Below are 15,824 nucleotides of genomic sequence, written 5' to 3'. Positions count from 1 at the left end.
TATTTATTTATTTCGATATACTCTAGAACAAATAGCCTCTTGAAATAAATTAACACAACATTAACAAATATACATTTACCCCTTCGAAAAAAGTGTAAAACATTATTTACCCTCAATTTACTCTATTAACTCTCTATTCTAGAGCACAGTATTAAATGAAGAAATGTTAAAAATAAAATGTTAAGAAATGAATCTTTTTTAAGATGATTCTTAAGAGAAACAAATATATTACCTAGTAAAGATAAACTCAAAAAACACAAGTCAAATTAACGACCCCACTCACAAGGGAATGCCTTTAGAATCACACCCATTTATCCCCCCTATTTTATCATCATGAAATTTGTTCATGTTGGTAATGAAATTAAGTCGCTTTCTCTCCCTTCCTCACTCTGGCATAAATTAAACATATTAACTTACTGGCAACATAAGATTGATGAATGAGAAAACAGGCAACTTCTCGGCAATCAAGCAGTGAACGCCGTTTTCCTATTAGAGTTACAGCTAGGATGCAGAATACGATGAATACACACTTTACCTTTAACATTACACGCAGCCTTTTTGATGAAAACTATAATCCATCAGAAAATACGCGAATTACGACGAACTTTGCTAATTTAGCGCGAGGCAAAAACCGTCAAGAAAATTTACGTAACACACTGACGATGATCAACAACCGCTTCAACTCACTGGTCTTTTGGGATAACCCTACAAGCGACCGCTATGCTGTTGAACTGGAAATTATCTCTGTAGAAATGAACATCAAGGAGAAAGACAGCACTTTCCCAGTGATTGAAATTTTAAAAACTAACATTATCGATCAGAAAACTCAGCAGCGAATTGAAGGCATTGTCGGGAATAACTTTTCATCTTATGTGCGGGACTATGATTTTAGCGTGTTACTGCTGGAACATAATAAAGATAAAGCTGAGTTTAGCATTCCAAATAAATTTGGCTGCTTACATGGCAATATTTTCAAGTCTTTTATTCATTCCAATGAGTACAAAGCCAATTTTACTAAATCACCGGTGATCTGTTTGAGTGTCTCTAATAGAGAGACTTACCATCGTACAGGAAATCAGCACCCTATATTAGGCATTGAATATCAGCCAACTAATGCCTCTTTAACAGAGCAATACTTCGCCAAAATGGGCTTACAAGTCCGTTACTTTATGCCGAAAAATAGTGTTGCCCCTTTAGCTTTTTATTTTACGGGAGACTTGCTGAGCGACTACACCAACATTGAGTTAATCAGCACTATCAGCACAATGGAAACATTCCAAAAAATTTACCGTCCTGAAATTTATAATGCCAACGCGGTGGCGGGAGAATGCTATCAGCCAAGCCTGAATCAACAGGATTATTCATTAACCAAAATTGTCTATGACCGAGAAGAGCGCAGCCAACTCGCCATTGAGCAAGGGAAATTTACTGAAGAACACTTCATTAAACCCTATCAAAACATTCTGGAGAAATGGTCTGCACAGTATTCGGCTTAATAGAGCGCATCGATTTAGAAAATCAATTCGCTTTCACAAAATAACGCATAACTAAAAATAAAATAAAAGGTCACCTGTCATGAAAAGATTATTACCCACTTCAACTGCCGGTAGCTTACCTAAGCCATCTTGGTTAGCAGAACCAGAGAAACTCTGGTCGCCATGGAAATTGCATAACGAAGAACTTATCGCAGGCAAACAAGATGCGCTACGTTTATCACTCGATGACCAACTGCGCGCTGGGATCGATATCGTCAGTGATGGCGAACAAACTCGTCAACACTTTGTCACGACCTTTATTGAGCATTTGAGCGGTGTCGATTTTGAGAAGCGTCAGGTCGTTAAAATTCGCGACCGTTACGATGCCAGCGTACCGACCGTGGTCGGCGCAGTCGCTCGTCAAAAACCCGTATTTGTGGAAGATGCCAAGTATTTACGCCAATTAACCAACAAGCCGATAAAATGGGCATTACCCGGTCCAATGACCATGATTGATACACTCTATGACAATCACTATAAAAGTCGTGAAAAATTAGCGTGGGAATTTGCCAAAATTCTTAACCAAGAAGCGAGAGAGTTAGAAGCTGCGGGGGTCGATATTATCCAGTTTGATGAACCAGCATTTAACGTATTTTTTGATGAGGTAAACGACTGGGGAATTGCTGCGCTAGAAAGAGCCATTGAAGGGCTGAAATGTGAAACAGCGGTACATATCTGTTATGGATATGGTATCAAAGCCAATACCGATTGGAAAAAAACGCTAGGTTCAGAATGGCGACAATACGAAGAAGCTTTCCCAAAACTGCAAAGCTCAAACATCGATATTGTTTCTCTAGAATGCCACAACTCCAATGTACCAATGGATTTAATTGAACTGATCCGCGGAAAGAAAGTGATGGTCGGCGCCATTGATGTGGCAACAAATACCATAGAAACGCCAGAAGAAGTCGCCAATACCTTGCGAAAAGCCCTTCAATTTGTTGATGCAGATAAGCTGTACCCATCAACCAACTGTGGCATGGCGCCATTATCGCGCGACGTTGCTAGAGGTAAGCTCAATGCCTTAAGTGCGGGTGCTGAGATTATCCGAAAAGAGCTTGCTACAAAGTAAATTACCCATCATTTGGCGATCTCACCATCGCCAAATATCAAAACGCTTCCTCTTCATAACCACTCATTTTCTGTCTTGTCTTACTGAAATTTCAAGCAATTATTTCAACCACTCTCACAGAACTTACCGAACAATATTGTTAGCTATCTATTTTCAATCCTATACTTTTTTTGCTCAAAAAGTGACTAATAACTAAATAACTGGAAGGATATAACCCATGAAATTATCTCTACTAGGATGTTTATTTGCAGCTTCATTTTCTTTGCACGCTTATGCAGCAAGCGAGCCACCAATCCGATTAGTGATCCACGGGGGAGCCGGTACTATTACAAAAAACACTATCACTCCCGAACAAGAAAAAGAGTATCAAGAAAAGCTCACACAAGCGTTGGAAGCCGGCTATGCCGTACTCAACAAAGGAGGCAGCAGCCTCGATGCAGTTCAAGCATCGATCAATGTCATGGAAGATTCCCCACTGTTTAACGCAGGGAAAGGGGCGGTATTTACCCATGAGGGTAAAAATGAAATGGATGCTTCTATTATGGATGGTAGCAACCGCAAAGCAGGTGCTGTCGCGGGCGTCACCAATATCAAAAATCCGATTAATGCCGCTTATGCCGTCATGACCAAAAGCCCTCACGTCATGATGGTATCTAAAGGTGCAGAACAATTCGCGGCAGAACAAGGCCTTGAAATTGTTGATCCATCCTACTTTCGTACCGACTTCCGATGGGAACAGCTCCAAAAAGCAAAAGAAAAAGAGAAAGTGGTTCTCGATCACGATGGCAAAAATGCGGCTCTCTTTGTTGACCCGATGATGTATGACTATAAATATGGCACTGTTGGCGCGGTCGCACTCGATAAAAACGGCAATATTGCGGCAGGAACCTCCACGGGCGGCATGACTAACAAACGCTTTGGTCGCGTTGGTGACTCTCCAATTATTGGAGCGGGTAACTATGCAGACAATAACACTGTCGCGGTTTCCGCCACCGGCTCTGGTGAAATGTTTATCCGCACAGCCACCGCACATAACATTGCCGCTCAAGTCAAATACAACAAAACCCCGATTGACCAAGCAGCCCGTAATGCACTGGATGAAGTCAAAGAGCTCAACGGAAGTGGTGGCGTGATTGTGTTAGATAAATCAGGTAACTATGCCATGGAGTTTAACTCTGAAGGCATGTATCGCGGAACAATCGGTAATGATGGCAAACCGCAAGTCGCGATTTATAAAAACGATTAAGTTCCTCGCATTTAAATTCGCTACGTCATAAAAATACAAAAGCCCACCAATGTGGGCTTTATAACCTTGATTTACAACCTATTATTTATAAATTAATGTTATAGATCAATGTGTTATTAACTACGCCTATATAAACAACGGCTCTCAGCCTAATGACTTTTCAACTGCACCACTGGCCAAATACCCTTTATGGAACGCAGCTTGCCTTGGAGAGATACGCGCAACCGCCTCTGCTGAGCAAGAGGCATCCACCAGCACAAAACTGGCATCATCGCCTTTTGCTGGCCACACTTGCTGGCCCTTTTCATCCAACGGCAATACATTGCCCGTGGCGATGGCAAGGGAACGAGATAATGCCAACTCATCCGGACGCGTGTACAACTGCGCATATAAGTTGGCTTTTTCTAACATATCCCCGAGACCAAATGGCGACCAGTGATCAATCACACTGTCAGTCCCTGTCATCACAAACACACCATTTTTATTCAGCGTTTTTAATGGCATATGCAATGTCCCGATAGGCACGGTCGAGGCTATAGTGATCTGCTGCTCAGCCAAGCGTTTTGCCATCGCATCGGCATCTTCAGGATTTAACATAGCTAATGCAAAGGCATGACTAATTGTCACCTTGCCACGCAAGCTTCGGTTTTCATCCACCGTTTTTATCATATAGTTGATAGCGGCAAGTCCTGCTGGGCTTGTCTCATGCAGATGGATATCAATCCCTTTGTTATAATCCAGTGCAATCTGGAACATCGCATCAAGGGATTTTTCCATCGCCCCATCAACATTGGTCGGATCTAGCCCGCCCACATAGTGCGCCCCCGCTTGCATCGCTTCTCGCATCAAAGGGACTGATTTTGATAGCAGTAAACCATGTTGAGGGAAAGCCACAATTTCACAGGTGAGATCTTGCTGACGTTTATCCAACACCGTTTGCAGTGCTTCAAGGTTTTTTAATCCAGAAACAGGTTCAATATTGCAATGACTGCGCGCGATGGTCGAACCCTGGGATTGAATCAGATCGATCAATCCATGCGCTCGTTCCTGAGTGAAAGGCTGCAATTCAGGCAACATTTTCTGCTCTAACGTGATCATATCCATAATGGTTTTGCCTTCACGGGATTGCGGTGCTTGCCAAGGTCCGCCGTAGAAGGTTTTATCCAAATGGATATGCATATCTCGAAATGCAGGCAGCATCAATTTACCCTGTGCACTATAGGCATTCAACGCTGAGTTAGGATGCTGCTTGTTAGGTAAAACCGCCACGATTTTTCCATCATTAATCTCGATGGTTTGTAACGCAGTTTGCGTGCCAATAACCGTACTATCACGGAAGTTAAAGCCCGTTTCCAGTAATGCATCATCTAAATAATAATGCTTATCCTCAATACGAGAAACACCAGATTGCGGTACATTTTGTGGCGCTGCTCCCGCAGACATCGCTCCTAATAATGTACAAGCGGCTACCACTTTTGCACTCGTGGTCAGAAATTCTCTTCTGCCCGACAATTGTTCTACATCCATAGCAACTCCTTATCATCGATAATTCGACCTCATATCGTGAGGTCGAGTGAGACTCAGCCTTGAATAATGTGGGTTCCCGTCTCGCCACGTAACGCCGCAGGCAGCGCTTCAGGAGTCGTGATAATCACGCGCTTACCGCCATTAGCGATAAACGATAAACTGGCTTCGATTTTCGGTAGCATGCTCCCCGCAGGGAAATGTCCTTCTGCCATATAACGCTGCATATCCGTCGTGGAAGTTTCACCAAGCGCTTTTTGTTCCGGTTTGCCAAAGTGAATACACACTTTTTCAACGCCCGTGGTGATGATCAAAATATCGGCATTCAACTCTTTAGCCAACAATGTCGTCGATAAATCTTTATCAATCACGGCATCCACACTTTGATAACCGCCCCGTCCATTATTCACCACAGGGATACCACCACCACCCGCCGCCACAACCACATAATCATGTTCGGTCAATGTGCGAATGGCCGCAGATTCAATCACTCGCTTAGGTTCCGGGGATGCCACCACGCGGCGGTATCCACGTCCCGAATCCTCCACAAAATGCCAGTCTGGGTTCTCCTTTTGCAACAACTCAGCTTGCTCTTTGCTGAAAAACGCACCAATTGGCTTCGTCGGGGCAGCAAAGTTAGGGTCATTCTTATCCACTTCGACTTGAGTCACGACAGTTACCGCTTGGCGATGCTGCTGCTGAGCTAATACGTTAGTGAGTGCTTGCTGGACTAAATAGCCAATACCCCCTTGAGTATCTGCTACACAGTTAGCCAGAGGTGTTAACGGTAGGCCTTCCGTCACATGGGCAATCTCAGCGCGACGCAAATCCAACCCTACCTGCGGTCCATTACCGTGAGTCAGCACAATATTGTAATTACCTTTAAGCATATCGCTGATGTGCTGAGCCACTTCTTGAACTGCTTTTTCTTGAGCTTCAATGGATTGGCTGCTGTTATCTTTAATAATACTGTTGCCCCCGATGGCAACAACCACGAGTTCTTTCATGATTAACTATCCTGATACCGAAAATTTGGCAGAGAGTGGGCGTACTGAGTACACCCACTATAAAGATTGGCTTATTACGCTGATTTGCTAAGCTTTTCAGCTTTCTCAGCTTGTTGCTGCTCCACCGTTTGGCGACCATCTAAAAAATGTTTGATAACAAACAAAGCGGCCATCATGAGGTATGCGTAGACAAACATCAATGTTGATCCTGTCGCAATGCCCACTGCTGGAGAGTGAATGATACCGAAGAAGACCAAAACCGCACCGACTGCTGCTGCAATCGCACCACGTAATGGTTTATTTAAGATAGCGAAGATAGCAATACAGCCCCATAACATACTCGCCAGTGGTGCACCGTTACCTAAGTGAACAAGACCTTGATAATAAACACCTTTGTGTAATAAAACTTCCGTACCAATGGCACTTGCAGATGTCCCTGCAGCCCCCATCACGCTATTGACCATCGTCAATGCCCAGTTAGCTATCCATGGGAACAGACAGATGAAAATGACGGGTACTTCAATTTTCGGCGTTTCTCGAACAACTTGGTTTGCGGTCACGACCCCGATAAACACCAAGATAGGCACAATCGCAGTCATTGGGATCACCGCTAACATAAATGCCCCAATACCAAATAGCGGTACGATGAACATCGTGATACCGGATGCCAAGGTGTAACCGACACTCGCACCCATGGCTTTCCAGCCAGCATGTCCAACATAAACAGTGACTGGGAATGGGTTACCCAGTACCACACCCACCGTTGAAGATAAGCCGTTTGCTAACATCACCTTGCGTGTGTTGTACTCGTCACCTGCGGCATGAGCACTTTCAATATTTTCAAGATCGAAGATATAGTTAGCTAAACCTAATGGTACTGCGGATGCTAAGTAAGGCAGTGCATGAGGTAAACCTTGGAAGAAGCTATCCACATGAATACTTGGCGGGTTAAAGCCAAATGACGCCATGGATGCCGTAATCGCTTCAGGGCTTTGCAACCCAGAAACCCACGCCAAGACTGACCCCGCGATAAGCAGTAACAATCCGGTAGGAATACGTGCAAAAATAGGTTTTTTACCAAACCAGTTAATGAAAATTAACAGCAGGACAATAAAGGAAACCGTTGGTGCTTCGAAAGCTTGCAACATCGGGTTCATTGCCAGTAGCAGTAATCCAAGACCTGATAGGCAAGATAATAAGACGGTGCGAGGGATCATTTTACGGATGGTTTCACCCAAGAAAGATCCGCCCACTAAAATCATCGATTCAACAAAGCACCAAACCAACGCGATTTGCAGCGCAAATTCAGGATCTTTCGTGGTTTGATAAACCGGCATGATAACTAAAAAAGTGACCGTGAAGATAGAAGGTGCACTTGGACCTGATGGTAATGCTGTGACGTCAGTTCGCCCTGTTTGCTTAATCATTTGCTGACCAAAGTAAGCGTAGCTCACACTGGCAAGTAATACTGCAAAACCAAATGCAGGGGCAATACGACCATAAACAATTTCCGCTGGGATGCCGACAACAAAAATCAGTAAGCCCATCATGGTGAGTAGGTTCGTGAGGTTATTGGTCATCAAACCAAAATAAGCCGCCAAATCACCACGTTTCCATTTAATATTTAATAGACTCATATTCTTACTCCCATTCCCCTCACACCATAAGCAGCACGTTGTTGACGGTCTATCTCTTATGCCACTGAATAATTCAGGGAATGCGTTGCTTTATTTTTATCGCCCGACCGAAATCGGGCATTATTTTTTGCTTAGTTAATATTGAGCTAAATAACAACTAGGCATATTGTTTCGCGTAAGAAAGCATGGCTTTTTCGAAACAATCAAACGGAGGATGTACAATCCCTGCCCCAATCATTCCGATACCCGCATCTTTATGCGCGATAGCTGTGTTGATCACCGGTAGAATCCCGCTTGCCGCAACTTTCGTGATATCAATCGCTGTCGGGATGCCCATAAAGCCCAACAATGGAATCGTCACGTTCGGGTTTTCGCCAAGAGTGATTTCTCGCATTTGGCGAGAAAAATCGACCGCTTCCTCAACCGTTCCCCCGACTAGCGCTACGATAGCCGGTGCTGTTGCCATCGCAAATCCGCCAATACCGTACGTTTCCGTAATCGCTGAGTCACCAATATCCAGCCCCGAATCTTCCGGTTTATACCCTGCAAACATCGGACCGATAACTTGCTGTGAAGGTCCAGTAAACCACTGTCCTGGTAGCCCACTAATACGTAAGCCAAACTCATAACCATTACGAGCCATAGTCGTCACGACTGTGCTGTACTCGATACCGTGCGCTGCATCCATTGAAGCTTTACACATTGCCATCCATGTTGGACCTGAGAAATAATCGCTACTTGCAACGAAATCAAAGACTTCTTTTTGCTGAGCGACCGAGAAATTGGTTTGAATAATCCCCGTCGTCAATGCTTGGATCAACAAGGTTGTTCCCGCATTATTGCGGTTGTGACATTCATCACCCATGTGTAACGCTTGCGCTAGCATTAAACGTAAATCAATTTCACCGACGATTTTCATCGCATCGCGCAACATAGGTCCCAGAACATCACGCATCCAATTTAAGCGGTCAATTACACTTTGGTCATTGGCGCCCATACGTAAAATTTTTGCCATCTGTTCACTCAGGTTGGTGAACGCTCGGTTGCCATAGGTTTTGTTTTCAACGATATGCATAAACATCGATGCCGATGTCACACCCGCCATGGAACCCACACAATCATGCTCATGACATGGGGAGAAAATGATCTCGCCAGAAGCAGCTACACGTTCTGCATCCGCCAAATCTTTCGCAAGTCCTTCAAAAACGAGTGCGCCCGTCACTGCCCCTTTCATCGCGCCACACATATCCTGCCAAGCCACTGGAGGACCCGCATGTAGAATAGTGTTTTTCGTCATACCCGGAACCACATTAATCGCTTGGTCGTAGCCGATTAATACAGGCTGAGACTGAATAATGCGTTCAAGAGCTTGCGCATTCGCTGCGGCGATTTTTGCTTGTAACGTGGCATTACCTTCAATTTGGTCAAGCGCACGGATCACGGCTACGTTACCTTGACCTGGCGGCGTCCAATTCAATTGAGTTACCGGAACGTGCTGTTTTTTCAGATCATCACTGAACATTTCAATGCCAATATTAATTACGTTCAATGGTTGTTTAAATAATGAAGTCATTACGCTTTTTCCCCTTTCCAAACAAACTCACGTCCTAATAAACCTGTATTGGTGCTGCTACTCGCCCAGATCACGCCTGCATCAGTCAGCATCTTGACTTGAGCATCCATCGATGGCGTATCTTGGTCAGTGCCCAATACATAACCAAGGATCACCAGCTCACGACCATCCTGTTTTGCTATTGATTTGGCGGCTTTGATAGCCTCAATCATCACGCCAACCGGATCTTCGTGAGAACCAAAACCAAGAACAAAGTCCATCATGATCACGCCAACTTCCGGATCACGGGCTTCTTGCAGTAAACGTTCAATACGGTTTGTTGGGTCAATCATTGGGTGTGGCTTACCATTGGTAAAATCATCATCACCAAAGTCTAGGAAGGTATGAGCAACACTTTTGTTGATATCTTTTAAGCGATAGTCAGGGTTAGGTTGAATATTACTGTAAACATCATCGTATTTTTCTAACGCCGCAAACATCGCTTCATCACACAACGTTCCGCCGCAGAATAAACCACGAATGTATTTTTGTTCCGGTTTCAGTAACTCTCTCACTTCATCAATTAAAGGTAAATTGAGAGGATGGAGGTCTAAATCTTCTTTGCGAATACCCGTCAGCAACACGGCTTTCAGTGCCGCTTCTTTGGTACCTTGAGCAAATGTTAAGCCTGGTTTGTCATCCGGTAATGGCTGGCTACCTAAGAAACAAACCACCACTGGTTTATGGCATTTTTCTGCTTGTTCTAACACTTTCTTGGCAACCATAGGTGCTGGTGGCTTCGAAATGAGTACAATAACTTGGGTTTCATCATCTGCATCCAGCATTTTCAGTGCATCAATCATCATGATGCCGCCAATTTTTTCACTCAGATCACGACCACCCGTCCCGATTAACTGGGAAACACCAGCGCCAAATTCATGAATACGTACGCTGAGTTCTTGGCTTCCCGTCCCTGATGCGCCAATAATCCCGATGCTACCGCGACGCACATTGTTACCAAAACATAACGCGGTACCATTGATGATCGCCGTCCCACAGTCGGGTCCCATCATCAATAAACCTTTATGGCTAGCGAGCTGTTTTAGAGCCAGCTCATCTTCAATCGAGACATTATCGGAGAACAGCATCACGTTAAGATCATTTTCAAGTGCAATACGCGCTTCACGAGCCGCAAATTGCCCATTCACCGAGATAATGGCTAAGTTAGCCTCTGGAATATGCGTTTTTGCTGAATTAATAGTGGCGTACTTGGCTTCGTGCTGCCCGCCACCTTGGTTTTTCTTATTAAAAAGTTCCTCGATGGCAATAAGTGTTGCGTCATTTGCATCTTCACTCGGACCTTTAATTACTATCATTAAATCGCCGTTTTTTGCCTCTTCTAATTCTGGTGTTAATAAACCTAAGTTTCTTAAAACACCTTTATTCATTTCTGTTGCCATCGCCACGAATGCTTGTTCAACATTTTCCAGTTGGTTTGCCTTGGTGGAAATAGACATTAATGATACGGAATCAAAATAGGTATTCTTCTTTATGACAACTTTAGTCGACATGTGTTTCTCCGAAATAATGGGTCAGAAACAGCGCATCACGAATGCCAAATAGCATGTCGCAACCTGAACTGGACCCGATATTTAAAATCTCTAAAATTTTTGGATAAATATTTTCGTTTCGCCCATCCACTAAACACTGGATGAGTTGATGCATGTTTTCGCGGTAACCTTGATCTAGCGCTTTTTCTAACGTAATGGCACTGATGGGTGTTGTATTCCCTTTGCTGTGTAAAATTCCTTGATAAAAGCTGATATAGAAGGAATTCGCAGGGTGATTTTTCAACAACAAAAAGGCCATCAATCCGACTAAATAGTCATCCCCAGAAGGTGTTAGCCCAATCCCTAGACCAATAAACTGACTCACAATATTGGCTACTTCTGACAACTGTTTATTCATTAAGGCATTAATTAAACTAAACCGTAATTCATTTAATTTTTTGGATGATTCAAGATAGAAAAGATTATTCCCTTGATAATTAAAAAGAGAATGGGTTCTTTTATTTAAAATAGAATTTATTTCATTAAACTTGGATTCCAGAAAAAACAAATAATCCTTATCATTTATTTTCTCAGCAATAAAATGAATTATAGGTGGTTCCCATCGTGTACATAATAAAAATGAAATCGCATAATTCTCACCAATATGAATTTCATTATTTAAAATAAAAACTGAGTCACCTACATTTATTTTATAAGATAAAAAATCCTTATTAATTAATCGGCAGCTATTCGGTGCATTATCAATTTGAGAACTGAGCAGTGTATAAAGCTGATGATTAACCGAAAAATTAATTGCTTTATTAAATACCTGCTCTATGCATCCCGTTAATTGTGGCTGATGCAACAGATGAAGAAAATGCGCGTCAGCCGTTAGCCCATAAATGATTTGCCTCTGAGATTGATCGTTGTTCACAATCCCCCTTAGGGATGGCTATGCACCCGCTGCAATCAATAATTCAGCAATCTCGTGATAACCCTTTTCTTGTGCTAACTCTAATGGCTTTTTACCATATTTATCAGTCATGTGTGGATTAGCACCGTGCTCTAATAATAGTTTCACAATCTGCTGCTGCTTCTCACCACCGTCATTAAGTACGATGGCTTCAAGTAAAGGAGTCCAACCAACGAAGTTGGTATGATTGACATTAATCTCGGTGTGTTCCAATAGTTCACGGACAATCTCAACATGCCCTTTTTCACTCGCTGGCGTAATCCCTACACCACCAAAACGTGTTAACAGATCCAAATTAGGATTAGCCGGTAAAACTAAGCGTAATAATGTTAAATCATTATTCAGGCAGCTTAATAAAAATGGATTAAAACATGTTTGGTCTTGTTTATTGATATCTGCTCCAGCATTAATCAGAAAAGAAACGCACTCATAATGCTGATTTAAACTCGCATTCACAATCGCCGTTCGACCTTGGCGATTAGTGCTATTAATATCAACACCTTTTTCAAGGCAATTTTTCAAAATATCTAATTGACCTTGTTCCGCTGCTTTAAGAAAATCTTGAATGAGTGTACTTTCTGTCATAACGCTCTCCACACTTAGCTATTTTAAGTTTCCAGATAGCCAGTTTAAATATGAATTAAAGATTATTGAGAATGGTTAGAGCATAGCAATTGCCATTAATAAATAGAATCCATTTAAATTTAATTCATCAATCGGCCGTCTAATTATTGATTTAAATTCAACAATCAGCCATTTTTGTGCGGAAAAGCACCCTTTATCGACCTTTTATGATGTTTTTATGCTCATTTAACGTACAGTTTGACCAAATTATTTTGTTAATCGATTTGCCAATTTATTCTTTATTCAATTTTGTGACGCGCATCAAACCAAAGGTTTTCAAATTGTTAACATTGTGATTTTTATGTTTATTATCTAGATAAAATCGAATACCTTAATCACAATTAAATTCAATAATATTAAGCAGTTCGGATATAAACAGTCATTTAATAAGTGACTTTTTGTCGTGACATAAATTAAATACTATTGAAGCACTAAAGCAGATATGCCACCCTGTCTTTGCTTATCCAAAACAATCAATAAACAGTCTATTTTTTAAGCTCTTGAATTTTATTCACAGAAACAGCGATTTCGGTGAATTTTCGCACACGATGGAATAATCTACATGAACTCGATATTTACTGAAGAGAATTTATTGACCTATACCACCGCCGCTAAATTTGCCAGCTTCAGTAAAGCGGCTGAAGAACTCGGCATTACCACATCCGCGGTGAGTTACACGATAAAACGCATCGAAACCTACTTAGACGTCGCGCTATTTATTCGCGATACGCGCAATATTGAGTTAACCGAAGCAGGATACTATTTTTATCGCAAAGCGACTGATCTTCTGAATAACTTTCATTTGATTAAAAAAAGCATCGACTCTATTGAGCAAGGCATTGAAGCTCGCGTTCGTATCTGTATTAATCAGTTGATCTACACCCCTTACCATACGGCAAAATTACTGCAAATTTTAAAAAAACAGTTTGGTACTTGCCAAATTACAGTCACCACCGAAGTCTATAACGGGGTTTGGGATGCCATTATTAACAATCATGCCGATATTGCGATTGGTGCTCCGGGTACACTCATGGATGGTGGAGGTATTGATTATACGGAAATTGGCGCTATTCACTGGCAATTTGCCATCGCATCCAGCCACCCTTTAGCCTTAATGCCGGAACCCATCGCGGAAAGCCAATTACGTCTTTATCCAAACATCATGGTGGAAGATACCGCCCACACGATCAATAAACGTGTTGGCTGGTTGCTTCACGGACAAGAAGCTATTCAGGTACCTGATTTTAATACCAAGTGCCAATGCCAAATTTTAGGGGAAGGCATCGGTTTTTTACCCGACTATATGGTGAAGGAGCACGTTAAAAACGGTGTTTTAGTCACCAAACAAATTCAAAATCCAAGGCAGGATTCTCATATGCTACTAGCTACACAGCACTCCGCAACAGGGCTAGTCACACAATGGATTAGAAAAGAGTTTATGAAAAATGGTATTTTAGCTGAGCTTTATAGTGATTTGCTAAAACCCATCGCGAACTAATGTTGCTCCCCTGTACACAGACCATCTCTGATGAATCAAAGGTTTCAGCAACACGACGTGACGTAATGAATTCATTCAATTAATCCCCTGAATTGAGTTATTTGATTTTTAAATATCACGGTTTTTTGATTGGATTAAAGGAAATAATAGATTCGATAGACATGCTTGAAATGGCATCGTGTAAGCTCGCTCATCACCGTATTTGAATACTTGAAAAGTCAGGTGCACAAACTATGCTCGATAAACAATTTTTACAGCGCACAATTGCCCTTGCCGCGGATAATGTGGCAGAGGGTAGACGCCCCTTTGGTGCCATCATCTTGGAAGATGAAACACAGTCTGCCTTATATCGTACACGGTGGCAGCGACACCATTCATGAAAATAAAAAAATCACTTCCCGCGTCTTTTGGTTTGATCCTGACGATTGCCTTTGTCGGGATCAATCTGCGCCCATTTATGACGGGACCGGGTCCAGTCATCGACAATATCATTCAAACAACAGGAATGAGCTATCAGAGTGTTTCACTGTTAACACTGTTTCCTATGCTATTGATGGGGTTTGGTGCCTTGATAGTGCCTGCCTTAAATCAGAAATTAGGCGATAAGCTGGGTATTAGCCTCGCGATGTTATTTCTACTCGTCGGCTCTCTTTGTCGATTATTTGTTTCTGATGCGAATGCATTATTACTGACAGCATTCTTATGTGGTATAGGGGCTGCCTATATTCAAGCCGTTTTCCCGGGATTGATAAAATTTTCATTCCCACAAAAAATGGCAACAATGACGGGGCTATATTCCGCAACATTAATGGTAGGAGGCGCACTGGGTGCTCAATTGACACCACTGATTACACGCCTTTCTGGAAGCTGGCAGAGCGGACTTGCATGGCTCTCATTTCCAGCCTTACTCGCCTTGATTGCCATCATCGTGAATATCCGTTCGTCAAAAACGCCCCATACTACAACTCAGCTCAGTGTTTTTAATTATCTTAAGCAGCCTCGAGCATGGTTACTCATGGCGGGATTCGGCTTAGTGAATGCAGGTTACGCAACTGTAGTAACGTGGCTGGCGCCTTTCTTTCAACAACAAGGATTCAGTGCAACGGAAAGTGGTTCGCTGGTCGCTATTTTAACCATTTTCCAAGCCGCAGCCGCACTGATGATTCCGGTGTTGGCTTCTCATAATATTGATCGCCGTTTTTGGTTAACCGTCACACTGGTGAGCCAAGCCTGCGGATTTGCTGGATTAATTCTATTTCCTAACTCGTTACCATTACTTTGGGTCGGGCTTCTGGGGTGCGGGCTCGGTGGCTGCTTCGCCTTAACCATCATTGCCTCTTTAGACCATATCGCTCACCCTGCCAGTGCCGGTGTCCTTACCGCCTTAATGCAAGCGGGCGGGTTTATTATCGCAGCATTTGGACCTTTAATTGCCGCCTCATTGCAGCAATTTAGCCACAGTTTCACCCCAGTTTGGCTACTCCATTTTGTTTTAGTGATTGTTACATTACTGCTATTTTTACGCTTGAATCCCAAAGGATATCATCGGATTTTTAGTGTCAAATAACCCTAATAGATAAGGTGATGATCCTGCAATCATCGCCTT

At 42.7% G+C, this 15,824-nt stretch carries 13 protein-coding genes; 6 read left to right on the top strand and 7 right to left on the bottom strand.

From position 1 onward, the window contains the following. Positions 1 to 518: 518 nt before the first annotated feature. From PROVALCAL_RS05280 to PROVALCAL_RS05270, 3 genes are all read left to right on the top strand, one after another. The gene (locus PROVALCAL_RS05280; protein WP_006661218.1) at positions 519 to 1,496 is read left to right on the top strand and encodes a DUF1852 domain-containing protein; all 978 of its coding nucleotides are present in this window, start codon (positions 519 to 521) and stop codon (positions 1,494 to 1,496) included. 79 nt (positions 1,497 to 1,575) lie between these two features. Further along, a complete protein-coding gene (locus tag PROVALCAL_RS05275; RefSeq protein WP_006658095.1) occupies positions 1,576 to 2,607 on the top strand; it encodes a methionine synthase in 1,032 nt (343 codons plus the stop codon). 217 nt (positions 2,608 to 2,824) lie between these two features. Continuing rightward, positions 2,825 to 3,853: an isoaspartyl peptidase/L-asparaginase family protein gene (locus PROVALCAL_RS05270; RefSeq protein WP_006658094.1), complete on the top strand. Its 1,029-nt coding sequence runs from the start codon at positions 2,825 to 2,827 to the stop codon at positions 3,851 to 3,853. A gap of 144 nt (positions 3,854 to 3,997) precedes the next feature. On the opposite strand, the gene PROVALCAL_RS05265 is transcribed toward PROVALCAL_RS05270, so the two are convergent. The 7 genes from PROVALCAL_RS05265 to PROVALCAL_RS05235 all read right to left on the bottom strand — a co-directional run bounded on the left by PROVALCAL_RS05265 (position 3,998) and on the right by PROVALCAL_RS05235 (position 12,681). Next, positions 3,998 to 5,380, bottom strand: coding sequence for an amidohydrolase family protein (locus PROVALCAL_RS05265; protein ID WP_006658093.1), 1,383 nt, complete (start codon positions 5,378 to 5,380; stop codon positions 3,998 to 4,000). Positions 5,381 to 5,433: 53 nt separating this feature from the next. Next, positions 5,434 to 6,384 (bottom strand): carbamate kinase family protein, encoded by a 951-nt coding sequence (locus PROVALCAL_RS05260; protein ID WP_006658092.1) that lies wholly within the window; start codon positions 6,382 to 6,384, stop codon positions 5,434 to 5,436. Positions 6,385 to 6,458: 74 nt separating this feature from the next. Next, the gene (locus PROVALCAL_RS05255; protein WP_006658091.1) at positions 6,459 to 8,021 is read right to left on the bottom strand and encodes a hypothetical protein; all 1,563 of its coding nucleotides are present in this window, start codon (positions 8,019 to 8,021) and stop codon (positions 6,459 to 6,461) included. 157 nt (positions 8,022 to 8,178) lie between these two features. Continuing rightward, complete coding sequence (locus tag PROVALCAL_RS05250) at positions 8,179 to 9,594, bottom strand: YlbE family protein (RefSeq protein ID WP_006658090.1); 1,416 nt, start codon at positions 9,592 to 9,594, stop codon at positions 8,179 to 8,181. Continuing rightward, positions 9,594 to 11,144 carry an acyl-CoA synthetase FdrA gene (fdrA, locus tag PROVALCAL_RS05245; protein WP_006658089.1) on the bottom strand — a complete coding sequence of 517 codons (1,551 nt, stop codon included), beginning with the start codon at positions 11,142 to 11,144 and terminating at the stop codon, positions 9,594 to 9,596. Before fdrA ends, PROVALCAL_RS05250 begins: the two co-directional genes overlap by 1 nt. Next, on the bottom strand, positions 11,134 to 12,057 hold the full coding sequence (locus tag PROVALCAL_RS05240) for an oxamate carbamoyltransferase subunit AllH family protein (RefSeq protein WP_006658088.1): 924 nt from the start codon (positions 12,055 to 12,057) through the stop codon (positions 11,134 to 11,136). The genes fdrA and PROVALCAL_RS05240 overlap by 11 nt, the downstream gene beginning before the upstream one ends. An 18-nt stretch (positions 12,058 to 12,075) precedes the next feature. Next, complete coding sequence (locus PROVALCAL_RS05235; RefSeq protein WP_006658087.1) at positions 12,076 to 12,681, bottom strand: ankyrin repeat domain-containing protein; 606 nt, start codon at positions 12,679 to 12,681, stop codon at positions 12,076 to 12,078. 601 nt (positions 12,682 to 13,282) lie between these two features. On the opposite strand from PROVALCAL_RS05235, the gene PROVALCAL_RS05230 reads away from it, so the two are divergent. From PROVALCAL_RS05230 to PROVALCAL_RS05225, 3 genes are all read left to right on the top strand, one after another. Continuing rightward, on the top strand, positions 13,283 to 14,218 hold the full coding sequence (locus tag PROVALCAL_RS05230; RefSeq protein WP_006658085.1) for a LysR substrate-binding domain-containing protein: 936 nt from the start codon (positions 13,283 to 13,285) through the stop codon (positions 14,216 to 14,218). Between the two features lie 233 nt (positions 14,219 to 14,451). Continuing rightward, positions 14,452 to 14,598: a hypothetical protein gene (locus PROVALCAL_RS19720; protein WP_006658084.1), complete on the top strand. Its 147-nt coding sequence runs from the start codon at positions 14,452 to 14,454 to the stop codon at positions 14,596 to 14,598. Then, positions 14,595 to 15,785, top strand: coding sequence for a cyanate transporter (locus tag PROVALCAL_RS05225; RefSeq protein WP_006658083.1), 1,191 nt, complete (start codon positions 14,595 to 14,597; stop codon positions 15,783 to 15,785). The genes PROVALCAL_RS19720 and PROVALCAL_RS05225 overlap by 4 nt, the downstream gene beginning before the upstream one ends. Positions 15,786 to 15,824: the final 39 nt, after the last annotated feature.

The organism is Providencia alcalifaciens DSM 30120, assembly GCF_000173415.1.
In the GTDB taxonomy this organism is placed as follows: domain Bacteria; phylum Pseudomonadota; class Gammaproteobacteria; order Enterobacterales; family Enterobacteriaceae; genus Providencia; species Providencia alcalifaciens.
The sequence above is the reverse complement of the archived record's forward strand: the minus strand, read 5'-3'. Positions and strand labels throughout refer to the sequence as shown.

Excerpts from the sequence above, each read along its gene's own strand:
- PROVALCAL_RS05225 (WP_006658083.1), top strand. The coding sequence starts at position 14,595 with ATGAAAATAAAAAAATCACTTCCCGCGTCTTTTGGTTTGATCCTGACG.
- PROVALCAL_RS05280 (WP_006661218.1), top strand. The coding sequence starts at position 519 with ATGAATACACACTTTACCTTTAACATTACACGCAGCCTTTTTGATGAA.
- PROVALCAL_RS05260 (WP_006658092.1), bottom strand. The coding sequence starts at position 6,384 with ATGAAAGAACTCGTGGTTGTTGCCATCGGGGGCAACAGTATTATTAAA.
- fdrA (WP_006658089.1), bottom strand. The coding sequence starts at position 11,144 with ATGTCGACTAAAGTTGTCATAAAGAAGAATACCTATTTTGATTCCGTA.
- PROVALCAL_RS05265 (WP_006658093.1), bottom strand. The coding sequence starts at position 5,380 with ATGGATGTAGAACAATTGTCGGGCAGAAGAGAATTTCTGACCACGAGT.
- PROVALCAL_RS05255 (WP_006658091.1), bottom strand. The coding sequence starts at position 8,021 with ATGAGTCTATTAAATATTAAATGGAAACGTGGTGATTTGGCGGCTTAT.
- PROVALCAL_RS05230 (WP_006658085.1), top strand. The coding sequence starts at position 13,283 with ATGAACTCGATATTTACTGAAGAGAATTTATTGACCTATACCACCGCC.
- PROVALCAL_RS05235 (WP_006658087.1), bottom strand. The coding sequence starts at position 12,681 with ATGACAGAAAGTACACTCATTCAAGATTTTCTTAAAGCAGCGGAACAA.
- PROVALCAL_RS05250 (WP_006658090.1), bottom strand. The coding sequence starts at position 9,594 with ATGACTTCATTATTTAAACAACCATTGAACGTAATTAATATTGGCATT.
- PROVALCAL_RS05275 (WP_006658095.1), top strand. The coding sequence starts at position 1,576 with ATGAAAAGATTATTACCCACTTCAACTGCCGGTAGCTTACCTAAGCCA.
- PROVALCAL_RS05270 (WP_006658094.1), top strand. The coding sequence starts at position 2,825 with ATGAAATTATCTCTACTAGGATGTTTATTTGCAGCTTCATTTTCTTTG.
- PROVALCAL_RS19720 (WP_006658084.1), top strand. The coding sequence starts at position 14,452 with ATGCTCGATAAACAATTTTTACAGCGCACAATTGCCCTTGCCGCGGAT.